Origin of the sequence: Pseudomonas sp. NY15181 (assembly GCF_048068055.1) — a bacterium.
GTDB lineage: Bacteria > Pseudomonadota > Gammaproteobacteria > Pseudomonadales > Pseudomonadaceae > Pseudomonas.
In genome coordinates this window covers 275,796-298,471 of record NZ_JBLUPT010000003.1, presented here as the reverse complement: position 1 = coordinate 298,471, position 22,676 = coordinate 275,796, and the positions used below count along the sequence as shown (strand labels likewise).

The 22,676-nt window shown below is 64.5% G+C and carries 27 protein-coding genes; 13 read left to right on the top strand and 14 right to left on the bottom strand.

Annotated elements, in window-relative coordinates:
- Positions 1-84 precede the first annotated feature (84 nt).
- Positions 85-315, top strand: coding sequence for a cold-shock protein (locus ACNFBT_RS10005; RefSeq protein WP_243806129.1), 231 nt, complete (start codon positions 85-87; stop codon positions 313-315).
- A 55-nt stretch (positions 316-370) separates the two neighbouring features.
- Here ACNFBT_RS10005 and ACNFBT_RS10000 read toward each other — a convergent pair whose 3' ends face one another.
- Positions 371-577 (bottom strand): SlyX family protein, encoded by a 207-nt coding sequence (locus ACNFBT_RS10000; RefSeq protein ID WP_275610768.1) that lies wholly within the window; start codon positions 575-577, stop codon positions 371-373.
- 3 nt (positions 578-580) lie between these two features.
- Entirely contained in the window at positions 581-1,006 is a 426-nt protein-coding gene (locus ACNFBT_RS09995; RefSeq protein ID WP_416748849.1) for an HIT family protein, read from the bottom strand.
- A 725-nt stretch (positions 1,007-1,731) separates the two neighbouring features.
- Between ACNFBT_RS09995 and ACNFBT_RS09990 the strand changes: the two genes are divergently transcribed.
- Complete coding sequence (locus ACNFBT_RS09990; protein WP_416748847.1) at positions 1,732-3,057, top strand: OprD family porin; 1,326 nt, start codon at positions 1,732-1,734, stop codon at positions 3,055-3,057.
- Positions 3,058-3,140: 83 nt separating this feature from the next.
- Here the strand turns inward: ACNFBT_RS09990 and ACNFBT_RS09985 are convergent, their stop codons facing one another.
- Positions 3,141-3,548, bottom strand: a complete 408-nt coding sequence (locus tag ACNFBT_RS09985) for a PaaI family thioesterase (RefSeq protein ID WP_416749451.1) — start codon at positions 3,546-3,548, stop codon at positions 3,141-3,143.
- A 111-nt stretch (positions 3,549-3,659) separates the two neighbouring features.
- On the opposite strand from ACNFBT_RS09985, the gene ACNFBT_RS09980 reads away from it, so the two are divergent.
- Both ACNFBT_RS09980 and ACNFBT_RS09975 read left to right on the top strand, forming a co-directional pair.
- Complete coding sequence (locus ACNFBT_RS09980; protein ID WP_416748845.1) at positions 3,660-5,375, top strand: proline--tRNA ligase; 1,716 nt, start codon at positions 3,660-3,662, stop codon at positions 5,373-5,375.
- Between the two features lie 8 nt (positions 5,376-5,383).
- The gene (locus ACNFBT_RS09975) at positions 5,384-6,343 is read left to right on the top strand and encodes a hypothetical protein (RefSeq protein WP_416748843.1); all 960 of its coding nucleotides are present in this window, start codon (positions 5,384-5,386) and stop codon (positions 6,341-6,343) included.
- 144 nt (positions 6,344-6,487) lie between these two features.
- Here the strand turns inward: ACNFBT_RS09975 and ACNFBT_RS09970 are convergent, their stop codons facing one another.
- Both ACNFBT_RS09970 and ACNFBT_RS09965 read right to left on the bottom strand, forming a co-directional pair.
- Positions 6,488-6,763 carry an acylphosphatase gene (locus ACNFBT_RS09970; RefSeq protein ID WP_416748842.1) on the bottom strand — a complete coding sequence of 92 codons (276 nt, stop codon included), beginning with the start codon at positions 6,761-6,763 and terminating at the stop codon, positions 6,488-6,490.
- On the bottom strand, positions 6,763-7,233 hold the full coding sequence (locus tag ACNFBT_RS09965) for a TlpA disulfide reductase family protein (protein WP_416748840.1): 471 nt from the start codon (positions 7,231-7,233) through the stop codon (positions 6,763-6,765). Before ACNFBT_RS09965 ends, ACNFBT_RS09970 begins: the two co-directional genes overlap by 1 nt.
- Positions 7,234-7,263: 30 nt before the next feature.
- On the opposite strand from ACNFBT_RS09965, the gene ACNFBT_RS09960 reads away from it, so the two are divergent.
- Both ACNFBT_RS09960 and ACNFBT_RS09955 read left to right on the top strand, forming a co-directional pair.
- Positions 7,264-8,673 carry a PilZ domain-containing protein gene (locus ACNFBT_RS09960; RefSeq protein WP_416748838.1) on the top strand — a complete coding sequence of 470 codons (1,410 nt, stop codon included), beginning with the start codon at positions 7,264-7,266 and terminating at the stop codon, positions 8,671-8,673.
- A gap of 182 nt (positions 8,674-8,855) precedes the next feature.
- Positions 8,856-9,251: a hypothetical protein gene (locus ACNFBT_RS09955; RefSeq protein ID WP_416748836.1), complete on the top strand. Its 396-nt coding sequence runs from the start codon at positions 8,856-8,858 to the stop codon at positions 9,249-9,251.
- On the opposite strand, the gene ACNFBT_RS09950 is transcribed toward ACNFBT_RS09955, so the two are convergent.
- Both ACNFBT_RS09950 and ACNFBT_RS09945 read right to left on the bottom strand, forming a co-directional pair.
- On the bottom strand, positions 9,252-9,449 hold the full coding sequence (locus ACNFBT_RS09950) for a hypothetical protein (RefSeq protein ID WP_416748835.1): 198 nt from the start codon (positions 9,447-9,449) through the stop codon (positions 9,252-9,254).
- 157 nt (positions 9,450-9,606) lie between these two features.
- The gene (locus ACNFBT_RS09945; RefSeq protein ID WP_416748833.1) at positions 9,607-10,836 is read right to left on the bottom strand and encodes a YihY family inner membrane protein; all 1,230 of its coding nucleotides are present in this window, start codon (positions 10,834-10,836) and stop codon (positions 9,607-9,609) included.
- Positions 10,837-10,960: 124 nt separating this feature from the next.
- Here ACNFBT_RS09945 and arsC point away from each other — a divergent pair, with 124 nt between their 5' ends.
- From arsC to ACNFBT_RS09930, 3 genes are read left to right on the top strand one after another with little or no spacing between them, the layout of a single operon-like run.
- Positions 10,961-11,314 (top strand): arsenate reductase (glutaredoxin), encoded by a 354-nt coding sequence (gene arsC, locus ACNFBT_RS09940; RefSeq protein ID WP_416748831.1) that lies wholly within the window; start codon positions 10,961-10,963, stop codon positions 11,312-11,314.
- Complete coding sequence (gene wrbA / locus ACNFBT_RS09935) at positions 11,311-11,907, top strand: NAD(P)H:quinone oxidoreductase (RefSeq protein WP_416748829.1); 597 nt, start codon at positions 11,311-11,313, stop codon at positions 11,905-11,907. Before arsC ends, wrbA begins: the two co-directional genes overlap by 4 nt.
- A complete protein-coding gene (locus tag ACNFBT_RS09930) occupies positions 11,908-12,357 on the top strand; it encodes a DUF2069 domain-containing protein (RefSeq protein ID WP_416748827.1) in 450 nt (149 codons plus the stop codon).
- A 24-nt stretch (positions 12,358-12,381) separates the two neighbouring features.
- Here ACNFBT_RS09930 and hda read toward each other — a convergent pair whose 3' ends face one another.
- A complete protein-coding gene (gene hda / locus ACNFBT_RS09925) occupies positions 12,382-13,086 on the bottom strand; it encodes a DnaA regulatory inactivator Hda (RefSeq protein ID WP_416748825.1) in 705 nt (234 codons plus the stop codon).
- Between the two features lie 158 nt (positions 13,087-13,244).
- Positions 13,245-14,285, bottom strand: a complete 1,041-nt coding sequence (locus ACNFBT_RS09920; protein ID WP_416748823.1) for a DUF2066 domain-containing protein — start codon at positions 14,283-14,285, stop codon at positions 13,245-13,247.
- A 209-nt stretch (positions 14,286-14,494) separates the two neighbouring features.
- Between ACNFBT_RS09920 and purM the strand changes: the two genes are divergently transcribed.
- The 3 genes from purM to ACNFBT_RS09905 are packed head-to-tail and all read left to right on the top strand — an operon-like array spanning position 14,495 to position 16,933.
- Complete coding sequence (gene purM, locus ACNFBT_RS09915) at positions 14,495-15,556, top strand: phosphoribosylformylglycinamidine cyclo-ligase (RefSeq protein WP_416748821.1); 1,062 nt, start codon at positions 14,495-14,497, stop codon at positions 15,554-15,556.
- On the top strand, positions 15,556-16,206 hold the full coding sequence (purN, locus tag ACNFBT_RS09910; RefSeq protein ID WP_416748819.1) for a phosphoribosylglycinamide formyltransferase: 651 nt from the start codon (positions 15,556-15,558) through the stop codon (positions 16,204-16,206). The genes purM and purN overlap by 1 nt, the downstream gene beginning before the upstream one ends.
- Positions 16,207-16,216: 10 nt before the next feature.
- On the top strand, positions 16,217-16,933 hold the full coding sequence (locus tag ACNFBT_RS09905; protein WP_416748817.1) for a DUF3108 domain-containing protein: 717 nt from the start codon (positions 16,217-16,219) through the stop codon (positions 16,931-16,933).
- 69 nt (positions 16,934-17,002) lie between these two features.
- On the opposite strand, the gene ACNFBT_RS09900 is transcribed toward ACNFBT_RS09905, so the two are convergent.
- The 5 genes from ACNFBT_RS09900 to ACNFBT_RS09880 form a co-directional block, all read right to left on the bottom strand.
- Positions 17,003-17,944 carry a DUF2167 domain-containing protein gene (locus tag ACNFBT_RS09900; RefSeq protein ID WP_416748815.1) on the bottom strand — a complete coding sequence of 314 codons (942 nt, stop codon included), beginning with the start codon at positions 17,942-17,944 and terminating at the stop codon, positions 17,003-17,005.
- 165 nt (positions 17,945-18,109) lie between these two features.
- Positions 18,110-18,661, bottom strand: a complete 552-nt coding sequence (locus ACNFBT_RS09895; protein WP_416748813.1) for a glutathione peroxidase — start codon at positions 18,659-18,661, stop codon at positions 18,110-18,112.
- A 48-nt stretch (positions 18,662-18,709) separates the two neighbouring features.
- Complete coding sequence (locus ACNFBT_RS09890; RefSeq protein WP_416749468.1) at positions 18,710-18,832, bottom strand: hypothetical protein; 123 nt, start codon at positions 18,830-18,832, stop codon at positions 18,710-18,712.
- On the bottom strand, positions 18,829-20,022 hold the full coding sequence (locus ACNFBT_RS09885; RefSeq protein WP_416749449.1) for an MFS transporter: 1,194 nt from the start codon (positions 20,020-20,022) through the stop codon (positions 18,829-18,831). Before ACNFBT_RS09885 ends, ACNFBT_RS09890 begins: the two co-directional genes overlap by 4 nt.
- A gap of 75 nt (positions 20,023-20,097) precedes the next feature.
- Positions 20,098-20,514, bottom strand: a complete 417-nt coding sequence (locus ACNFBT_RS09880) for a MarR family winged helix-turn-helix transcriptional regulator (protein ID WP_416748811.1) — start codon at positions 20,512-20,514, stop codon at positions 20,098-20,100.
- Positions 20,515-20,688: 174 nt separating this feature from the next.
- Here ACNFBT_RS09880 and ACNFBT_RS09875 point away from each other — a divergent pair, with 174 nt between their 5' ends.
- Positions 20,689-22,509 (top strand): acyl-CoA dehydrogenase C-terminal domain-containing protein, encoded by a 1,821-nt coding sequence (locus tag ACNFBT_RS09875; protein ID WP_416748809.1) that lies wholly within the window; start codon positions 20,689-20,691, stop codon positions 22,507-22,509.
- The last annotated feature ends 167 nt before the right edge of the window (positions 22,510-22,676 follow it).

Genomic DNA, 22,676 nt, shown 5'->3' with positions numbered 1-22,676 from the left:
CTGCCGCTGCTGAGCCTGGCCGCCGCCGTCGCCCTGCAATGGGCCGCCAGCCTGAACAAAGGCAACACCCCGACCACCGCGCCGATCAGCGACGAAAACCGCGAAACCGGTACCGTGAAGTGGTTCAACACCTCCAAAGGCTTCGGCTTCATCTCCCGCGACACCGGGGAAGACATCTTCGTGCACTTCCGCGCCATCCGCGGCGAGGGCCACCGCATCCTGATCGAAGGCCAGCGTGTGGAGTTTTCCGTCGTCCAGCGCGACAAGGGACTGCAGGCCGAGGACGTGATCGCCGCCCTGCCCAACCGCCGCTGAGCACCCCAATAAAAAAGCCCGCCGATTGGCGGGCTTTTTTATTGGCCTTCCGGACTCAGTAATGCGGTGGCGGCGCCTCGTCATCGGCGACACCCACCTGCCCCTGCAGATCCTCGAGACGCTTGATCAGCGCCTGCATCTGCAGACGCAGACGCTCGATCACCCGCTCCTGCTCGTAGACCACATCACTCAGGGTCTGCAATGCATCATCCTGAAACGCCAGTCGGCTCTCCAGGTCGGCAACCCGATCTTCCAGCTCCATCACTCACTCCTGCGCAAAACGGAACTCATCACCCAGCACCATGCGCAACTTCTCACGCAGGCGGGCGAGCTCCTCGGCACTGTAAGGCACCGCCGGATGGCGACCCCAGACAGGCCCCGGCCAGGCCGCATCGCTGCGACGGCGCACGATCACATGGACATGCAACTGACTGACGACATTGCCCAGATTGGCAACGTTCATCTTGTCGGCGCAAAAGGTGTCCTTGAGGGTTTCCGCCAGTTGCGTGGCTTCCCGCCAGAGCTGCTGCTGATCATCGGGATCGAGCTGGAACAGCTCGCTGACATCCTCGCGCCGGGGCACCAGGATGAACCACGGATACTGCGAGTCATTCATCAGCAGCAGACTGCTCAATGGAAAATCCCCCACCGGGACGGTGTCCTGCTTCAGGCGGGAATCCAGGGCGAACATAACCACATCTCCTGTTCGACGAACGCATTGATAAGACTAGCCCCACCCGGGGCCGAAGGGCGCGAAGGATACTAGAGCGCCCCGTCAGCGAATACGCCCGCACGATGCACCTCACCTGGGCAAACCTCCAACCGGCAGGCCCCGGGACTGTGCAGCGCGCGAACACGACAGATTCCGACAACAGGCCGCGGGAAGCGAATCCACAGCCAAGTGCTCTGAAAAGCATCGAAAAATCGTCAAACCAACGAACACGACACAATTCTGAAAACGACGCTGCCGCATGCTCTTTATTGCAAATCCGCCACGGAAGCCGTGAAATGCGTCATCGCGCCGCAAGCCCGACGACGCGCAGCAACAACGCAGCACTTGTGCACGCTTGTTGCTAGCTGAAGGACAAGGGGCAAGGACATCGCCGCCGTGCCCGGCCCGAAGGCAGCACGGCGAAGGGAACCCGAAAGTGGTCAATGGAGAACGAACCACCATGGCTGACGCAATCCGCAACTTGCTGCAATCCGGGGGAGCAATCTCTTTTTGCAACATCGAATCTGCCTGAATGCGACACGCTTCATGCAGGTTTGCGACAGCCCAGTAAAGTTTTCGCGTGATTATTTGAGCAACTATCGCCAAGACAACACGCGTGCTATAAGTTAGCGCCGACAAAAAGAATGAGCCGTCACCGCGGCACTGTGATGGCAGATAATTTCAAAACCAAAGGAGCAATCACAATGAAAGTGATGAAGTGGAGCGCCATCGCCCTGGCGGTATCTGCAGGCACCACGCAACTGGCAATGGCCGAACCCTTCGTAGGCAACCAGGCTGATGCAAAAGGCTTTGTCGAAGACAGCAGCCTGAACTTCCTGGTTCGCAACTACTACTTCAATCGCAACAAGAAAGATGGCGCCCGTGACTCCCGTGACTGGACTCAAGGTTTCTGGGCCAACTACAACTCCGGCTTCACTCAGGGCGTTGTAGGCTTCGGCGTTGACGCCTTCGGCTACCTGGGTCTGAAGCTCGACGGTGGCAGCGGCTACGGCGCTACCGGCAACCTGCCGGTTCACGACAACGGCGAGAAGGCCGACGACTTCGGCAAAGCCGGCGGTGCCGTCAAGGTCCGCATCTCCAAGACCGAGCTGAAAGCCGGTGACATGCAGCCGACCGCTCCGGTATTCGCCGTAGGCGGCACCCGCCTGCTGCCGCAAACCGCCAGCGGCATCGCGCTGATGAGCAGCGAAATCGAAGGTCTGGACCTCGAAGGCGGCCACTACTACTCCGGTACCGGCCAGGACACCACCAACCGTGACGGCGAGATCTGGTCGCAATACGGTGGCGTTACCGCCAACTCCGCTGACTTCATCGGCGGCAAGTACGCTTTCAACGATCAGTTCAGTGCACAACTGTACGGCGCCCAGGTTGAAGACCTGTGGGACCAGTACTACGTCAACCTGAACTACACCCTGCCGATCGCCGAAGACCAGTCCCTGGGCTTTGACGTCAACTACTACAACACCCGCGAGTCGGGCTCCGCCAAGCTGGGTGACATCAGCAACAACACCTACTCGCTGGCCGCCGCCTACTCCTTCCTGCGCGCGCACACCCTGACCCTGGCCTTCCAGAAAGTGAACGGCAACACTCCGTTCGACTACATCGGCATCGGTGACAACAACGCAGGCGGCGACTCGATCTTCCTCGCCAACTCCATCCAGTACTCCGACTTCAACGGTCCGGGTGAAAAATCCTGGCAGGCTCGCTACGACCTGAACATGAAAGAGTACGGCGTACCCGGCCTGACCTTCATGACCCGTTACGTGCACGGTGACGACATCGACGGCACCAAGATCGATCCGAACAGCCCCTACGCCAACTATGGCTATGGCGCAGACGGCAAGCACCACGAGACCAACGTCGAGGCCAAGTACGTAGTTCAGGAAGGCCCGGCGAAGGACCTGTCCTTCCGCGTCCGCCAGTCCTGGCACCGCGCCAACACCGACCAGGCCGAAGGCGATATCGACGAGTTCCGTCTGATCGTCGACTACCCGCTGTCCGTTCTGTAATACAGAGCGAACTGCAGGTAATGAAAAGCCCGGCTTCGGCCGGGCTTTTTCTTGCAACTTGCAAACAACTTCGAACGAACTCGTTACATCGGCAATACATAGGTGCCGGTTACATGGGCAACCAATTCCTCCTGATTGCTCACGGAATAGACAGACACCTCGCACACCACTTGACGGCGCCCCAGCTTTAATATCTTCGCCTCCGCCAGAAGATCTTCCGGCTTCGGCTTGCTGAGAAAATTGATATTGAGGTTGGAAGTAACGGCCATCTCGACGTTATCCAGCTGGGCCAGAATCACTGCATACATCGCCGCATCCGCCAGCGCCATGATGGTCGGCCCGGACACCGTTCCACCCGGGCGAACCAGCTTGCCGTGAAAAGGAATACGCGCGAACGCACTACGCCCTTCCAGCGCGTCGACGCGAAAATCCATCTCATCCGCCATGGGCAACCCAGCCCGGATGAACGCCTGCACCTGCGCCGCATTCAGTCGACTCACCTTGCGCCTCCCTCTCTGCCCGCCACGCCCTGTACGCAGCCAGACCTGCACCGTACAATGCCCAGCCTATATCCCTCTTCGCAACCGACATAACGGCCAAAGATGCGTACCAGCCAGTATCTGCTTTCCACCCTGAAAGAAACCCCCTCCGATGCGGTCGTCATCAGCCACCAGCTGCTGCTGCGCGCCGGCATGATCCGCAAGCTGGCGTCCGGTCTGTACACCTGGCTGCCAATGGGTCTGCGGGTGCTGCGCAAGGCCGAAGCCATCGTTCGCGAGGAAATGAACGCCGCCGGCGCCCTGGAAGTGCTGATGCCCGCCGTTCAGCCCGCCGAACTGTGGCAGGAATCGGGCCGCTGGCAGCAGTACGGCCCCGAGCTGCTGCGCCTGAAGGACCGTCATGACCGCGAATTCTGCGTCGGTCCGACCCACGAGGAAGTCATTACCGATCTGGCGCGCAACGAGCTGAACAGCTACAAGCAGCTGCCGATCAACATGTACCAGATCCAGACCAAGTTCCGTGACGAGATCCGTCCGCGCTTCGGCCTGATGCGCGGCCGCGAGTTCATCATGAAGGACGCCTACTCCTTCCACGCCAGCCAGGACTCGCTGCAGCAGACCTACGACGTCATGTACGACGCCTACTGCAAGATCTTCACCCGCCTGGGCCTGGAGTTCCGTCCGGTGCAGGCCGACAACGGCTCCATCGGCGGCAGCGGCTCCCACGAATTCCACGTACTGGCCAACTCCGGCGAAGACGACATCGTCTTCAGCGACAGCTCCGACTACGCAGCCAACATCGAGAAGGCCGAGGCGCTGCCGCGCGAAACCGCTCGCGGCGCCGCCACCGAGGAACTGCGCCTGGTCGACACCCCCGATACCAAGACCATCGCCGACCTGGTGGAAAAGTTCGGTGCGCCGATCGAGAAGACCATCAAGACCCTGGTGGTGCACGCCGCCGAGGAAGGCAAGCTGATCGCACTGGTCGTCCGTGGCGACCACGAACTCAACGAGATCAAGGCCGGCAACCACCCGCTGGTGGCCAGCCCCCTGCAGATGGCCAGCGAGAAGGACATCCAGGCCGCCATCGGCGCTGCGCCCGGCTCCCTCGGCCCGCTGAACCTGCCGCTGCCCTGCATCGTCGACCGCTCCGTGGCCCTGATGAGCGACTTCGTCGCCGGCGCCAACGTCGACGACAAGCACTACTTCGGCGTGAACTGGGAACGCGACCTGCCGGTACCGGAAGTCGCCGACCTGCGTAACGTCGTCGCCGGCGACCCGAGCCCGGACGGCCGGGGCACCCTGGTGATCCGCCGCGGCATCGAAGTCGGCCACATCTTCCAGCTCGGCACCAAGTACAGCGAAGCCATGAAGCTTTCCGTACTGGGCGAGAGCGGCAAGCCGGTCACCCTGATCATGGGCTGCTACGGCATCGGCGTATCCCGTGTGGTCGCTGCCGCCATCGAGCAGAACTACGACGACCGCGGCATCCTCTGGCCGGCCGCCCTGGCGCCCTTCCAGATCGCCATCGTGCCGATGAAGTACGAGAACGAAGCAGTGCGTGCCGCGGCCGACAAGCTGTACGCCGACCTCACCGCTGCAGGCTTCGAAGTACTGCTGGACGACCGCGACAAGAAGACCAGCCCCGGCGTGAAGTTCGCCGACATGGAGCTGATCGGCATCCCGCACCGCATCGTGGTCAGCGAGCGCGGCCTGGATGATGGCGCCCTGGAATACAAGGGCCGTCGCGACGCCGAGTCGCAGCCTGTCGCCCTGTCCGACCTGCAAGCCTTCATCACGGCCAAGATCCGTAACTGAGCAGAGCGATGTTCCCCCGAAGTACCTCCAGCCTCGTGGTTGCCGCCCTCGGCGGCAGCCTCCTGCTGAGCGGCTGCGCCAACCAGCTGTCGCAACGCAGCGAGCACGAAGAACGCGTCGAGCGCAAACTGCTCGACCACAGCCTGCAGATCGACGTAGGCACGCCGGGCACCCTGGAACTGCCGCAGCGACGCATTCGCGTGCAGGAACAGAAGACCTTCGAAGTCACCGAGTTCGAGGTCACCCGGCGCTACGACCGCTATACGCCCTACCAGGGCTGGCGCAAGGTCTACGAAATGCCGCTGGGCGTCGTGGCCTTCGTTGGCGGTATCGGCGCCAACGTGGTCAACGTGTTCGCCCTGGGCAACCTGCCCGAAAGCGTCACCCGAGGCTGGATCCGCTACGGCATCGACGGCATGAATCCGTTCATGAACATGCAGTCCAACGGCCGCGCCGAGCAGAACCTGGCAAACATCGAAGAGAAGCAGCGCGACAAGCGCACGGAGTATTCGAGCCTGCCCTGGTCGGAGCGTCCGGTGACCATCACCGCCGGCAAGAACTCCCAGGAACTGCTCACCGACCGCCACGGCGTACTGCGCCTGAACCTGCTCGAAGGCCCCTTCAGCGACGAGGAAGTCAGCCGCATCGGTCGCCTGCAGTTCAGCGTTCAGGACCCTTCGGACGACACCCGCGCCGATGCCAGCCTGCAGGTCAGCCGTTCACTGCGCGGCAAGCTGCAGGAAGCCCACCGGCTGATCTACGACGACCTCGAAGCGGATGATGTGCACCACTGGGTGCACCGGGTGAAGCGCCTGTCCGAACTGGGCATGGAAGAGGAAGCCAGCGAGCTGGAACAGAGCCTGATCGAGCTGACCCGCAATGATCCGGAGCTGCAGAAGGAATTTCTCCACAGCCTGATGACCGATGCCGGCCGCCTGGCTGCCGATCCGGGCGCAGCGAGCAACTGATTCAGAGCCTGTTTACGATCGCGCGAGCTAGAGCAGAACAAGGCAAAAACGGGCGAGGACGCGGAGTTTACGAGCTGTAAATGAGCAGTCCGAACCTGTTTTTAACGCAGTTATGCCGACGCGCAGCTGATCGTAAACAGGCTCTCAGCGGCGCACGATGAAGCCGGCGATGCCCTGGGGTGTCATCGGCTCCAGCTCCACCGCCGTCACCTTGGCCTTGACCGGCCCACGGGCCAGCCACTTCTCCAGTTCGCGCACGGCGCCCTCCTCGCCTTCGAGCAGCACCTCCACCCGACCATCGTCCAGATTGCGCGCCCAGCCATCGACGTCCAGGCTCTCGGCCTGCTCCTGCGTACTCTGGCGGAAATACACGCCCTGCACCTTGCCGCTCACATAACCGTGCAGACAGATTCTGGCCATCAGTGCTTCTCCTCTTGCAGCTCGGTCAGGCGCGCCTGCAGGCCGGCAGCGGTCTGCTCGCCGAGCAACTGCTCGCGCAACTTGCCCTCAGGGTCGACGATATAGGTTACAGGCAGCGCCTCGCTGCGCGGCAGACTGTAGTGCGGCGCGGGGTCATCGGCCAGCACGGTGTACTGCACTCCCAGCGCCTGCGCGGCCTTCTCCAGGTCGGCGTCGCGCAATCCGTCGAAGTTCACGCCCAGCACTCGGAAGCCCTGCGCCTTGCCCTGCTCCGCGAGCCGGTTCAGCTCGGGAATCTCCTTGCGGCACGGTGCGCACCATTCGGCCCAATAATTAATAACTAGCCACTGGCCATCCATGCTCGCAGCGGTTACTTTCTGTCCGTGCTGATCGGTACCATAGTCCGCCGAACAACCGGCCAGGAGCAGGCCGGCGACCAGTCCCATCAAAATACGGAGCCGCACTCCCATGCCTTCAGTCCTCGTGTATGCGGGGTGTTCATGACGCTCGACGCCTTGCGTCTGGAGGTGCCGGATATCCTCGAAGAGGATTCCGATGCAGTGAGCAATCTGGCGGCCAGGCTTCAGGAATCCCGGCGCCATTCCCTGCAGGAAGGACTGCAGAAGGCCCTCGGCACCCTGTTCCGCCTCAACCGATGTGCGCTGACCTTACTGGAAAGGCAACGCGCCCTGCAAAGCCTGACCGAAGAATATCGCCACTATTCGCAGCTGGTTCGCCACGAAAAGACGCCACCGGTGCTCTTCGTGCATTTTTGCACCGAGCTTGCGGCGGGCTTCAAACGCCTGCTGCTGCAGATCCTGCAGGGTCGGAAACCTTCCCGGCCGCACATGGCCTGGTGCCTGTACATGGCCCAGCACTTCCTGGCCCAGGCACTGCTGCGCCACTACCAGCAGTACCAGCAGCCGCCCGGAGTGCTCTGGCGCGACAGCCACCTGCTGTACTGGATCGGCGAACACCAGGAGTGTCTCGACGAGCCGGTGGCCGCCGCCTTCGATCCCGTCCCCGCCGGAACCTTGCGCGGCCTCTACCAGCAGATTCTGCTGCTCGCCCTGAGCAACCCCTTCCACCTGGCCGAAGGCGAAGCCCCGCAACTGTTCAGCGCCCTGGCGCCCCTCGCCGCCCTCGGACGACTGCAGCCCTGGGATGAAGAGGAACAGGAGGGCTACCTGGTGGACCTGGGCGCCGACCAGCCCTGCGTCAGCCCCGAGCAGGGCGCCGATGCCCCCTCCGAACGACTGCGCCGCCTGGAGCTGGGCGCGCTGCTGATCGCCCTGCACGACCCCGCCCCCTTGCGCAGGGCCGACCAGGGAGCCCTGCTCGAGCGCATCCGCCATCATTGGCTGGGACATCACCCACGCCGCCACGAGCGCCTGGAGCAGACCGGCACCTGCCAACTGATCGTGGGACTGGGCGCCATCCAGCAGCACCTGCTCACCTCCGACGCCCAGGGCGGCTGCGAGGCCGGGATACTGGACGTCAGCGCCGGAGGCACCCGCATCCATTGCGCGGGTAATCGCGCCAACCAGTTTCCGGTCGGCCAACTGCTGCTGATCCTGAACAGCAACGGCACTCCGACCCTGGCCATCGTGCGCTGGCGGCACCTCAACAATGACGGGCTGCACCTGGGCCTGCGCTATCTGAAAGGACTCCCCCGCCCCGTCTGGCTCCGCCGCGCCCCTGACGCGCAGCGTCACCCCGGCGTGCTGCAGAGCACCCCAGAGCCCGGCAATGGCTGGTATCACGGCCTCTGGCTGCCGCAGGGGCACTTCGTGGAAGGTGAAAACCTCTGGCTGCAATTGGCCAGCTTCGACAACCAGACCATCCTGCCGCTACCGGCCTCGAACCTGGGCACGCCCCTCGTCTCCCGACATCCACTGCGGCTTGCCTGAAAGCTGAATTGCGAGACAAGTCACAGCCAAGATCGGCAGTAAGCCCGGTTTGTCGGATATCTCCTACTTATAATTCGGACGTTCGTCCGAGCCGACTAGAAGCACTTCATCCAGCCGCCTCTCGACAGCCCCAGTATGCGGCAGGCGCCACGCACGCCTCCCAGTCTCGACAGGATCGCCAGATGCAGCCCAACGACCAGCTCGTCAGCAAGGTTCCCAGCCACATCGTCAGTAATGCGCGCTCCGCCAACTCGGCCGGCGGCGGGCGCCTGAGCGACTACAACGTCGCAGTCTGGCTGCACCTGCCCGGCGTGACAGCGCTGCCAGTGACACTGGTGGTCACCTACCGGGATGGCGAAAAGGACAGGGAAGTGGCCGTCGATCACGGCACGGTGAATTCGCAGAGTCGCATCCTGCTGTCGGGGATCGCCCGTCTGCCATTCCGCCAGCGAATCGAGGATATGCAGGTGAGGTTGCGGACGGCCGTCGGCCTGTCGCGCCTGGTGGTCGAAGAGCTGTTTGTACAGGCGGTCGAGCCGCAGGACAGCACGGCTCGACCGATTGCCACCAGCCTCTGATCAGCCCAACTGCCGTACCTGGGCCACAGGTTCGAGCTCCGTTTGTGGCGGCAGGTCCTTCGCCTCGCCCTGTACTACAGGTAACAGGGACTCCGGCCAACTGCTGAATTGCAGACCAGTAATTCTATTCAGCCTCTCCAGCGCGCTTTGCGGATCGCGCTGATGCAGGTGTACTACGTTCTTCTGGTCGTCATTCATGGATTCACGGGCCTTGAAGGAACTTCTGCAGGACATCATTGTCCTGACAGGACTGTAGCCAGAAGCGTGCCAATCCACGAACAGCCATGATTGGCGCGTCCTAAACTGCGTACGAAGTTTCCGAAGAATCAGAATCGCCCGAAACTGACGTTTTACGTCACTCAGAATGTGACGGCTTCAACCATTCTGCGAGGCTGGCTCCGAAAAGCGCCTGCCGCTCCGCCTGATAGCGCTCCAGGGTTTGCCGCAAGGCGGGGTACCAGGGCTCGTCCAGTTCGGCCGGCAAGGCATCGAGGCACGGCAGCGGCCAGGGGCTGCGGTTGAGCAGGTGATGCAGGCGGTAGCTGCCCAGGTCGCGGCACAGCACCCAGGACGCACTGGTCGCACCTACGCGGCAAACCAGCTGCTCGCCCTCCAGAAAGTCGAGGATCTCCTCCCACTCGTCTTCCGGCAGCAGCCAGCCCGCACGGTGCAGATGTTCCAGCCGGGTCGGCACGCCGTGCCGCTGGCGATCGAAGAACACCCGCAGCACCCCGAGGATCACCAGCAGGCGCGGCAGCGCGCGGCGGCGCCACAGGCGCGTCGAGGAGAGATTGCAGACCAGCTCCGCACCGAACAGCACGATCAGCCAGGACAGGTAGATCCACAGCAGGAACAGTGGCACCGTGGCGAAAGCGCCGTAGATCAGCTTGTAACCGGGGAACAGGCTGACATAGAGGCCGAACAGGGACTTCGCCGCCTCGAACAGGATGGCGGTGAACACCCCACCGGCCAGGGCATGCAGGAACGGCACCCGCGCATTGGGCACCGCCGCATAGATCAGGGTGAAGGCCGCCACGCTGAACAGCAGCGGCATGAACTTCAGCAGCATCGCCGCCCCCGGCAAGGCATGCGGGCCGGACAACAGCGACAGCGAGGTGATGTAGGTCGACACCGCAAAGCCTGTGCCCAGCAACAGCGGCCCCAGGCTGAGGATCGCCCAGTACAGCAGGAAGCGCGCGACACCCCGGCGCGGCTGGCGCACGCGCCAGATGGCGTTGAAGGCCTTCTCGATGGTCACCAGCATGGTGAACGCGGTGACGGCCAGGAACGCGACGCCCAGCCACGTCAGGTGCCGCGCCTGCACGATGAAGTTGCGCAGGTAGGCCTCCACCGCTTCGCCGGTGGAGGGCACGAAGTTGCGGAACACGAACAGCTGGATGCGCTCCCCCATCCCCTCGAACGCCGGCACGGCCGACAGCATGGCGAAGGTCACGGTCATCATCGGGACGACGGCGAACAGCGTGGTATAGGTCAGGGCCGCCGCACTGTTGGGCGCCTTGTCGGCGAGGAAGCGCTGGACCAGATAGCGGCCGAATTCGACCAGGCCCTGCAAGCGGTCACGCATGAATTGTCCTTAGGCTGCACAGAAAAACCGTCCTCGTAGATCGCGGCGCACGACAGCGGTTCAGTCCGATCCGAGGAGGCGGTTAGAATAGCCGCCACTTCATCGGCCTTGCGAGTCCCGGCACATGAGCCAGATTTCACTGTTTCACAATCCCCGCTGCTCGAAATCCCGCGGCGCCCTCGAACTGCTGGAAGAACGCGGCATCCAGGCGGAGATCATCCGCTACCTGGAAACCCCGCCCAGCGCGGCGGAACTCAAGGCGCTGCTCGGCAAGCTCGGCATCGGCGCGCGCCAACTGCTGCGCACCGGCGAGGACGAGTACAAGACCCTCGACCTGGCCAACCCGGCCCTCAGCGACGAGCAACTGATCGAGGCGATGACCAGCCATCCCAAGCTGATCGAGCGGCCGATACTGATCGTCGGCGACAAGGCGGTGATCGGCCGCCCGCCGGAGAAGGTACTGGAGATCCTGCCTTGAGCACAGCCTACATCCTGATCCTCTACTACAGCCGCCACGGCTCCACCGCCGAGATGGCGAGGCAGATCGCCCGTGGCGTGGAACAGGGCGGCCTGGAGGCGCGCGTGCGCACGGTGCCGGCGGTCTCCACCGAGTGCGAAGCCGTGGCCCCGGACATCCCCGCCGAAGGTGCGCTCTACGCCACCCTGGACGACCTGAAGGAGTGCGCCGGCCTGGCCCTGGGCAGCCCGACGCGCTTCGGCAACATGGCCGCGCCGCTCAAGTACTTCCTCGATGGCACCAGCAGCCTCTGGCTGACCGGCGGCCTGGTCGGCAAGCCGGCGGCGGTCTTCACTTCCACCGCCAGCCTGCATGGCGGCCAGGAAACGACACAACTGTCGATGCTGCTGCCGCTGCTGCACCACGGCATGATCGTCACCGGCATCCCCTACAGCGAGCCGGCGCTGCTGGAGACCCGCGGCGGCGGCACGCCGTACGGCGCCAGCCACTTCGCCGGCGCGGACGGCAAGCGCAGCCTCGATGACCACGAAATCACCCTGTGCCGCGCGCTGGGCAAGCGCCTGGCCGAAGTCGCCCGCAAACTGGAGAGTTGAATGGCCCGCAAGAACAAACCGCTGCCGCCCATGGAGTGGCTCAAACCCCGGCTGGCCGCCAGCCGCGCGGTCGCCCTCGGCAGCTTCATCGGGCTGATCCTGCTCATCGTCATCTGGGACCTGCTGTTCGCCGACGCCCATGGCGCCGCGCACTGGGTGCCCTGGGCGGTCCTGGCATTCAAGCTGCTGCCACTGCTGCTGGTGGCGCCGGGCATACTGATCGGCAGCGCCCGCGGCCATGCCTGGGCGTGCTATGTGATCAACCTGTATTTCATTCTCGGCGTGCTCAACGCCTTCGATCCCAACCACGCCATTTTCGGCTGGGCGGAGATCATCCTCAGCGTGTCGCTGTTCTGTTCGGCGCTGATGTACACACGCTGGCGCTTCCAGTACGACCGCAAGCGGGCTGGAGAAGGCGAAGAGTCGAAGTCGGAAGCGACGAGCGCCTGAGGTACCGCGAAGGAAACCTGGGCTTTACCAGCCCATGGTTTCCTTCAGGAAGGGAATGGTCAGCTTGCGCTGGGCCTGCAGCGAGGCCTTGTCCAGCTCGTCCAGCAGGTCGAAGAGGAACTGCATGCTGCGCGCACCGCGGGTGAGGATGAAGCGCCCCACTTCGTCGGTCAGGTGCAGGCCACGGCGCGAAGCACGCAGTTGCAGGGCACGGAGCTTCTCGTCGTCGGTCAGCGGATGCAGCTGGAAGATCAGCGAGAGGGTCAGGCGGGACTTCAGGTCCGGCAGCTTCACCGGCAGCTCGCGCGGCGATACCGAGGCCGAGAGCAGCAGTTTGCGGCCGGAATCGCGCAGGCGGTTGAACAGGTGGAACAGCGCCTCTTCCCACTCGCGCTTGCCGGCCAGCGCGTCGAGGTCATCGAGGCACACCAGTTCGCGCTGTTCGAGGTTGTCGAAGATCTCCGGGCCGTAGGCCACCAGGTCAGCCATCGGCAGATAGACGGACGGCTCGCCCAACTGTTCGGAGCGGATGCAGGCGGCCTGCAACAAGTGGCTGCGGCCTACGCCTTCGGCGCCCCACAGGTAGATGAGGCTCTCCGTCCAACCCGCCTCCGGTTCGCACAGACGCTCGACATAGCCCAGCGCCGCGGCATTGGCACCGGGGTAGTAGTTGGCGAACGTTGCGTCATCGCGCAGGCGTACGCTTAAGGGAAGCTGCATAGGAGTCATGCGGGCCGGGCGTTTCTTCAATCGCTTGTGGTGGGCCGTGGTGACTGAAAGTTTATCCAAATCAGAAGGATAACGCAGCTCCTCAGTGCGGATCAGAGCAGCCGGGGCCTGGGAACGGGACTTTGTCCGCCCCCGGGGCCCGGCTTTATCCGTGAAAGCTACCAGTGGAAGCGCAGGACGTTCGCACGCGGTACGGCGGGATTCGGCACCGGCTGGCCGTTGGCATCCACCGCCGGCTGCGCCGGTTCGGCGGGCGACTCCTGCAGATGGGCCAGGGCCAGTTGCGCACGCAGCTGCTCGGGGCTGGCGGTAACGTTGTAGATCAGCTTCCCACCCTGCACCAGCACCAGCTTGGCGCCCATCGGCTCCAGCAGGCGCGACACCGTGGCGTAGCGGGCAAGGTCCGCCCCTTCGATCTGCAGGACCTGCGCGGTGGCGGCGCCGGCAGTGCCAACGAAGCGCTGCGACAGACGCTGCGAAACACCCAGCATCACCGCATCGGCCAGCGCATCGGGGGTATCGCCCTGGGCCTGGCCCTGCTCGCGGCTGTCGCCCATCCACACGCGCCAGGTGGCGGTCCACTTGCCGTCAGCCTCCTTGGCGTCCACCGCCAGCAGCGCATCAGCACCGTAGCGCTCGGAGGCAGACTGCAGCGCACCGGGTTGCGCGGCATTGATGTTCTCGGCGGTGCCGACCTGCTGTTCGCTGAGGTCGGCCATCGGCAGGCGCAGCGGCAGGCCGCGGCGCTGGGCGGCACGGTTCAGAGGCGCTGCGGCCTCCTGGCTGTCACCCACCAGGCTGGTGCCGTTGGCGCCTTCGTTCAGCCACCAGGCCAGAACAGACGGACGGCTGGCGCCCCACACCGGCAGACCGGCCTGGCGCAGCGCGTTGTCGGTGGCGGTCGGATCGAAGTCGACCACCAGCGCCATGGGCGGACCGTTCTCGTAGCCGTACTGGCTGATCAGTTGTTGCGGGTCCTTGAAGTAACCGGCCAGCGCAGGGCTTTGCAGGCCGCGGGTATCGCCGGTCAGGCGCTGCACCAGGGTCTGCAGGGCACGGGTCAGGCCGGCGTTGCGCTCGTCCGGCTGCTGGGAGGCGACCGGCTCGTGCACCTGATAGAGGTTGCCCAGGGTTTCAGCGAAGCCGGGCAGGCTGAGCAGCGACAGGCAGAGGATCAACAGGCGGGCAGTCAGACGCATGGCGGGCTCTCGCGGAGGAATCGGGACGCCGCATCGTGCGAGGCGGCAAAGAAGGCCTATACCTTAAACAGCCGTCCAGCCAGCGGCAACAGCGCGAGATGGCCGCTGCCGGGCAAGCCTGATAAAATCCCGCGCCTCCCGCGCAGGCTGAGCGCGCCGATGGCGTGCTCTGGCCGCAAGACGAATCATCCCTCTATAGGCCTGGATTTATGAGCAACAAGCAACCCTCGTTGAGCTACAAGGACGCCGGTGTGGACATCGACGCCGGCGAAGCCCTGGTCGAACGCATCAAAGGCGTCGCCAAGCGCACTGCGCGTCCGGAAGTGATGGGCGGCCTGGGTGGCTTCGGCGCTCTGTGCGAAATCCCGGCCGGCTACAAGCAACCCGTACTGGTCTCCGGCACCGACGGCGTCGGCACCAAGCTGCGCCTGGCGCTGAACCTGAACAAGCACGACAGCATCGGCCAGGACCTGGTCGCCATGTGCGTGAACGATCTGGTCGTGTGCGGCGCCGAGCCGCTGTTCTTCCTCGACTACTACGCCACCGGCAAGCTCAACGTCGACGTGGCCGCCACCGTGGTCACCGGCATCGGCGCCGGTTGCGAGCTGGCCGGCTGCTCCCTGGTCGGTGGTGAAACCGCCGAGATGCCGGGCATGTACGAAGGCGAAGATTACGACCTGGCCGGCTTCTGCGTCGGCGTGGTGGAAAAATCGGAAATCATCGACGGCTCGAGAGTGGTCGCCGGCGACGCCCTGATCGCCCTGCCCTCCTCCGGCCCGCACTCCAACGGTTACTCGCTGATCCGCAAGATCATCGAAGTCTCCGGTGCCGACATCGAGTCCACCCAGCTCGGCGGCAAGCCCCTGGCCGACCTGCTGATGGCCCCGACCCGTATCTACGTCAAGCCGCTGCTGCAGCTGATCAAGCAGACCGGCGCGGTCAAGGCCATGGCCCACATCACCGGTGGCGGCCTGCTGGACAACATCCCGCGCGTACTGCCGGACAACGCCCAGGCCGTGATCGACGTCGCCAGCTGGCAGCGCCCGGCGGTCTTCGACTGGCTGCAGGAAAAAGGCAACGTCGACGAGACCGAGATGCACCGCGTGCTGAACTGCGGCGTGGGCATGGTCATCTGCGTCGCCCAGGATCAGGTCGAAGCTTCCCTGAAGGCTCTGCGTGACGCCGGCGAGCAGCCGTGGGTCATCGGCCGCATCGACGCCTGCGCCGCCGACGCCGAGCGCGTGGTCCTGAACAACCTGAAAGGCCACTGATGTCCACACCTTGCAATGTCGTGGTGCTGATTTCCGGCTCCGGCAGCAATCTGCAAGCCCTGATCGACAGCCTCGCCGACGCCCCGTCGTCGGCGGTGATCCGCGCGGTGGTGTCCAACCGCGCGGACGCCTATGGCCTGGAGCGCGCGCGCAAGGTCGGCATCGAGACCTGTTTCCTCGACCACAAGGCCTACGCCGACCGTGAAAGCTTCGATGCCGCGCTGATCCAGGCCATCGACGGCTTCAACCCCGACCTGGTGCTGCTCGCCGGCTTCATGCGCATCCTCAGTCCGGGCTTCGTGCGCCACTACCACGGCCGCCTGTTGAACATCCATCCGTCCCTGCTGCCCAAGTACAAGGGCCTGCACACCCACCAGCGGGCGCTGGAAGCCGGCGACGCCGAACATGGCTGTAGTGTGCACTTCGTCACCGAGGAACTTGACGGAGGTCCTCTGGTCGTACAGGCCGCAATCCCGGTACAGTCTGACGACACGCCGGAGACGCTGGCGCAGCGCGTTCACCTGCAGGAGCATGTGATCTACCCGCTGGCCATGCACTGGTTCGCCGAAGGCCGTTTGCGCCTGGGCGAGCATGGCGCCATGCTGGATGGGGAAACGCTCCCCGCCTCCGGCTATTCGTACCGAACCTAGGAGATTCGCAATGCGCAGAGCCCTGCTGTTCCTGATGGCTGTACTGACCTTGCCGGCACAGGCCTTCGACCTGAAGCCATTCGAGGCCAGCTATACCGCCGACTGGAAACAGATGCCGATCAGCGGGACCGCTTCCCGCAGCCTCAAGCAAGGCGACGGCGGCCGCTGGGAACTGGACTTCAAGGCGTCCATGCTGCTCGCCAGCCTCACCGAAAGCAGCACTTTCAAAGTCGAGAACGACGTCTACCTGCCGCTGACCTACCGCTGGGCCCGCGAAGGGCTGGGCAAGAACAAGCAGACCGAGCTCGACTTCGACTGGTCCGAGAAGCAGGTACTGGGCAACGACCGTGGCGACCAGGTGCGCCAGCCGCTGAACAAGGGCCAGCTGGACAAGTCCACCTACCAGCTCGCGCTGCAGCATGACGTGGCCGTCGGCAAGAAGGCCATGAGCTACCAGGTGATCGAGGGTACCGAAAGCGATACCTACGATTTCCGCGTGCTCGGCGAGGAGAAGGTCCGCACCCAGGCCGGCCTGATCACCGCCATCAAGGTGGAGCGCGTGCGCGACCCCACCAAGAGCAACCGCAAGACCATCCTCTGGTTCGCCAAGGATTGGGACTTCCTGCTGGTTCGCCTGTATCAGCAGGAGTCCGATGGCAAGGAATACCAGATCATGCTCAAGGAAGGCACCGTGAACGGCAAGACCGTCCAGGGCGAGAAAGGCTGATCCTTCAGCAGCACGAAAAAGCCGGGCAATTGCCCGGCTTTTCTTTGCCTAGAGAGTCATGCCTGCGAATCAACCCTCGGTGGACGGCTTGCGCTTGAAGCGGCGAGCAATCCAGCCGATGGCCAGCGCCGGGACGATCCAGAGCTTCTTCAGCAGGACCAGCAGGGTGGCGAACAGACCGACCTTGGCCGCGACCTTGCCGGCGATCAGCGCACCCAGACCATAGGCGGCGACCTTGTCGACGCTCGGGTTGAAGTCCACGTAGCGGCTACCGGGGTTGAACTCGGTCATCGCCAGCACCTTGCCGACGTTCTTCTCGATCTCCGGCAGTTGCTCCATGCCGGCGACGAAGTTCAGCACCAGCACGCCTTTGCGGCCCAGCACGCGGATGTTGTAGTTCAGCGTGTGCTCCTTGCTGTCACCGAACTTCAGCTCCTTCGCCCAGTACAGCTTCTTCTCCGCCGCGTCATAGTGCGGCGGCGCCGCCCAGCCGATCAGCTGGATCGCCTCGAAGCCCTGTTTCTCGCGCTCCGGATTGGCTTCGCGCAGGTCGTCCTGCATCTCCTTGAGCATCTCGGCGTAATCGATCTTCCCGGCGTCCTCGTCGGAGACGTAGCCACTCTCCTCGTACTCCACGGTCACCGCCCATGCAGCGGGCTCGAAGGGCGATACACCGGCGGGCATCAGCATGCCCAGCGGCGGCTCGGAGCTCGGCGGGTTGCCCCAGGCCTCGAGTACGCGCTCGGAATCCTTGCCGTCGAGGAATACGAAGTTTTCCGGCAGATCGAAGGTCGCGAGGTTGTCGCCCACAACTACCTTGCCCTTCTTGAAGTGCAGGCTGGCGACGAAGGTCTCGGGGGACATCTCCTCGTCCGACTCGGCCGCCGGTGCGGCGGCAGGCGCTGCGGGAGCGGGCGCCTCGCTCTGGCTGGACGTGGCGGTGGCCGCGAACGCCGGTGCGGCGACGGCCTGGGCGAGTAGTACGGCGAGGAAAAGGGCTTTGCCATCCATAGGGTAAATCTCCTGAATCAGTCCATGATCCGGCGACCGCCTGACGCGGTTCCGAGGCGTGAATTGTGGCACCTCGCCACAACATCTGTAACAGAAAATTTCCCCGCAACGGGCACAGGCACAAAAAAGCCGGGCATCGGCCCGGCTTCCTGGCGCCGCCACGGCTCAAGGCTGGCTGGCGATAGCCTTCTCCACTGCCGCCTGCAATTCCGGATCATCCGGCTTGGTCAGGCTGGAAAACTCCGCCACCACCTTGCCCTGGCGATCCACCACGTACTTGAAGAAATTCCAGCGCGGCACCTGGTCGGCCTGGGCGGAAAGGTCCTTGAACAGCGGGATGGCTTCATCGCCGCTGACGTGCTGCACCGAGGTCATGTTGAAGGTCACGCCGTAGTTGCCGTAGCAGACCTTGGCGGTCTCCGCGGCGTCGGCGTCTTCCTGCTTGAAGTCGTCGGAGGGCACGCCGAGCACTTCCAGGCCCTGCCCCTTGTACTTCTGGTACAGCGCTTCCAGCCCCTTGAACTGCGGGGTGAAGCCGCAGTGACTGGCGGTGTTCACCACCACCAGCGGCTTGCCGGCGTAGAGCCGGCAGAGGTCGAGGCTGTCCTTGGAACGCAGCTTGGGCAGTTCGCCCTGGGTCTTGAGCAGCGCCGGGCAATCGGCGGCTTGCGCGGCCAGGGGCAATAACAGGGACAGGGCGAGCAGGGAAAGACGCATGGCAGTGATCCTCGAATTATCCCGCCACGCTACGCTGCGCGACGACCCTCAGCAACTGCCCATGCCCAGCTGCATCAGCGCCAGCCCGCCAAGCTGCCAGCCCCACCAGGCAAGGCCGGCCAGCACCAGGCCGAGGCCCAGCGCCAGCACGATCGCCAGTGAACGCCTCACGCCGCCCCCAGCGCCGCCCGCTCGACCGGGCGCTCGCGCACCGGCCAGTTGAGCAGGCCGGCGAGCAGGCTGAGGAGGATGGAAATCTGCCAGACCAGATCGTAGTTGCCGGTGTGGTCATACACATAACCGCCCAGCCAGCCGCCGAGGAAGGCGCCGATCTGGTGGAACAGGAAGGTGATGCCGCCGAGCATCGACAGGTTGCGCACACCGAACAGCGTGGCCACGGTGCCATTGGTGAGCGGCACCGTCGACAGCCACAGCAGCCCCATGGCGATGCCGAAGGCGTAGGCCGTCCATACCGTCAGCGGCGCCCAGAGGAAAGCAAGGATCACCACGCCACGCAGCAGGTACAGGCCGGTGAGCAGCTTGGGCTTGCTCATCCGCCCGCCGAGCCAGCCGGCAATGTAGGTGCCGAACACGTTGAACAGGCCCACCAGCGCCAGCACCGTGGTGCCGACGGTAGCGGGCAGATGGCGATCAACCAGATACGCCGGCAGGTGCACGCCGATGAACACCACCTGGAAGCCGCAGACGAAGAAGCCCAACGACAGCAGCCAGAAACCGGAATGACCGGCGGCCTCGCGCAACGCCTCGCCGAGGGTCTGCTCGTGGCCCTGGCGCGGCAGCGGCTTGTCGCGCATCAGCCCGGACAACGGGACGATCAACGCCACCAGCAGCCCCAGCGCCAGCAGCGCGGCGGACCAGCCCAGCCAGCCGATCAAACCGAGGGTGCCGGGCAGCATGATGAACTGGCCGAAGGAACCAGCTGCCGCCGAGATACCCATGGCCATGCTGCGGCGCTCCAGCGGTACCGCGCGGCCCACCGCGCCAAGGATCACCGAGAAGGAGGTGCCGGAGAGGCCGACGCCGATCAGCAGGCCGGCGCTCAGCGACAAGCTGAAGGCCGAGTCTGAATAGCCCATCAGCACCAGGCCGATGGCGTAGAGAATGCCGCCCACCAGCACCGTGCGCATGGCGCCGAAACGGTCGGCGATGGCCCCGGTGAACGGCTGGGCGATACCCCAGATGAGGTTCTGCAGCGCGATGGCGAAGGCGAAGGTCTCGCGCCCCCAGCCGAACTCGGCGCTCATCGGCGCCAGGAACAGGCCGAAGCCGTGGCGGATGCCCAGGGACAGGGCCAGGATCAGGGCGCCGGACAAGAGTATCCAGAACCCCGTGCGCGACAGCTTCGACATCGTTCTCTCCTACACGGGTATATACCCGCTTTCAATCAGGGTCTTTCCATTGCACGCCGGCCGCCACTAGCTCTCCAGCTCGGCCAATTCATCCAGCAAGGCTTCCAGCTGACGGCGCTTGTCCTCGCCCAGGTGAGCCGTCACATCCCGCTGCGCCGCATCCCAGGCTTCACGGCCCTGCTCGATGCGCGCCAGCCCCGCCGGGGTCAGCACCACAATGCGATTGCGCAGGTCCTCGCCCTCCGCCAGGCGCACCAGCCCTTCGCCTTCCAGCGGCTTGAGGTTGCGCCCGAGGGTACTGCGGTCCAGCCCCATGGCTTCGGCCAGGTCGGAAATGCTCGGCTGCTCCAGCCGCGACAGGTGCCGCAACAGGGAAAATTGCGGCGTGGTCAACCCGACTCCCTTCAGGGCGTCATCATAGACACGGGTGACCGCGCGGGCGGACCGGCGCAGTTTGGTGCAGAGGCATTGGGTCGTCAGCATGAATGCGTGTATATACCCGCAACAGGCAAACCGTCAATCTCGGCCGCGACCGATTGTCCCATCTGCCAGAGCGCCACGTTGGCGCAGCCAAGGGCACCACGCGGAGCCGGCCGTATAACTGCGGCCATCCAGCCCCTCACCCTCGACGGGGCGCGCCATGCTCCGAGGTTTCCGATGCCCATCTACAAAGCTCCGCTGCGCGACACCCGTTTCCTGCTCAATGAAGTCTTCGACTTCCCCACGCACTACAAGAATCTGGTGAACGGCGGCGAAGCGACGCCGGACATGGTCGACGCCATCCTCGGCGAATGCGCCAGGCTCTGCGAGGAAGTGATCGCCCCGCTCTACCACAGCGGCGACGAGGAAGGCTGCCACCTGGAGAACGGCGAAGTGCGCACGCCCAAGGGCTTCAAGGAAGCCTACGACGCTTACGTGGCCGGCGGCTGGCAGGGTCTGTCGCACCCGGTGGAATACGGCGGCCAGGGCCTGCCGATGAGCCTGGGCGCGCTCAAGCAGGAAATGATGGGCACCGCCAACTGGCCCTTTTCCATGTACCCCGGCCTGTCGCTGGGCGCGATGAACACCGTGATGCAGCACGGCACCGAGGAGCAGAAGCAGACCTACCTCACTCCGCTCACCGAAGGTCGCTGGGGCGGCACCATGTGCCTCACCGAGCCCCAGTGCGGCACCGACCTGGGCCAGGTGAAGACCCGCGCCGAAACCAACGCCGACGGCAGCTACGCGATCACCGGCACCAAGATCTTTATCTCCTCCGGCGAGCACGACCTCACCGAGAACATCGTGCACATCGTCCTCGCCCGCCTGCCCGACGCGCCGAAAGGCACGCGCGGCATCTCATTGTTCATCGTGCCCAAGTTCCTTCCTGGCGAAGGCAGCACGCTCGGCCCTCGCAACGGCGTGACCTGCGGAGCGCTGGAAAAGAAGATGGGAATCAAGGCCTCGGCCACCTGCGTGATGAACTTCGACGGCGCCACCGGCTACCTGATCGGCGAACCGAACAAGGGCCTGGAATGCATGTTCACCTTCATGAACAGCGCCCGCATCGGCACCGCCATCCAGGGCGTGGCCACCGCCGAACTCGCCTACCAGGGCGCCCTGGCCTATGCCCGCGAGCGCCGCTCCATGCGTGCGCTTTCCGGCACCAAGGAACCGGAGCAGATCGCCGACACGCTCATGCACCACGGCGACGTGCGCCGCATGCTGCTGACCCAGAAGGCCGTGGCCGAGGGCGGCCGCGCGCTGATCTACCTGGCCACCCAGTACGCCGACAAGATGATCCAGGGCCTGCTGACCCGCGACAACACCGAGTACGACCGCTGGGACGACAAGCTCGGCTTCCTCACCCCGATCCTCAAGGGCTGCCTGACCGAACTGGGCCTGGAAAGCGCCAACCTGGGCATGCAGGTGTTCGGCGGCCACGGCTACATCAAGGAGCACGGCATGGAACAGATCGTCCGCGATGCGCGGATCGCCACGCTCTACGAGGGCACCACCGGCATCCAGGCACTGGACCTGCTCGGCCGCAAGGTGCTGCTGATGACCCAGGGCAAGGCCGTGCGCGACTTCACCGCCCAGGTGGCGAAGTTCGCCGTCGAACTGCTCAAGCGGGAACCGGCCATGCGCGGCCGCGCGCTCACCCTGCTGAAACTCTGCGCGCAGTGGAACCTGCTGACGATGCGCATCGCCCTTACCGCCCGCAAGCAGCGCGATATGGTGAGCACCGCCAGCCACGACTACCTGATGTTCTCCGGCTACGCCGCGCTGGCGTATTCCTGGGCGCTGCAGGAAGCCGCCGCGCGCAAGCGCCTGCGCCAGGGCGGCAGCGAGTCCAGCGACTTCTACAAGGCCAAGATCGCCACCAGCGACTTCTACTTCGCCCGCCTGCTGCCGCGCGCCAAGGGGCACGCCGCGGCGATGGCCAAGCCGGTGCGGTCGATCATGGGGTTGAAGACGGAGCATTTCGCCTTCGATTGACCGCAGCTCCGCTCCTTGGCGACGGCGCGGGAACGTAGGGCGTATAACGCACCGCGTTATACGCCGATTGACCTTTGCCCCCGGGCGCTCCAGGTTCGATCCTGGTACCCGCGATAAAGCGAGGTGAATCGGCGTACAACCGCGAACGGTTGTACGCCCCACGGAGA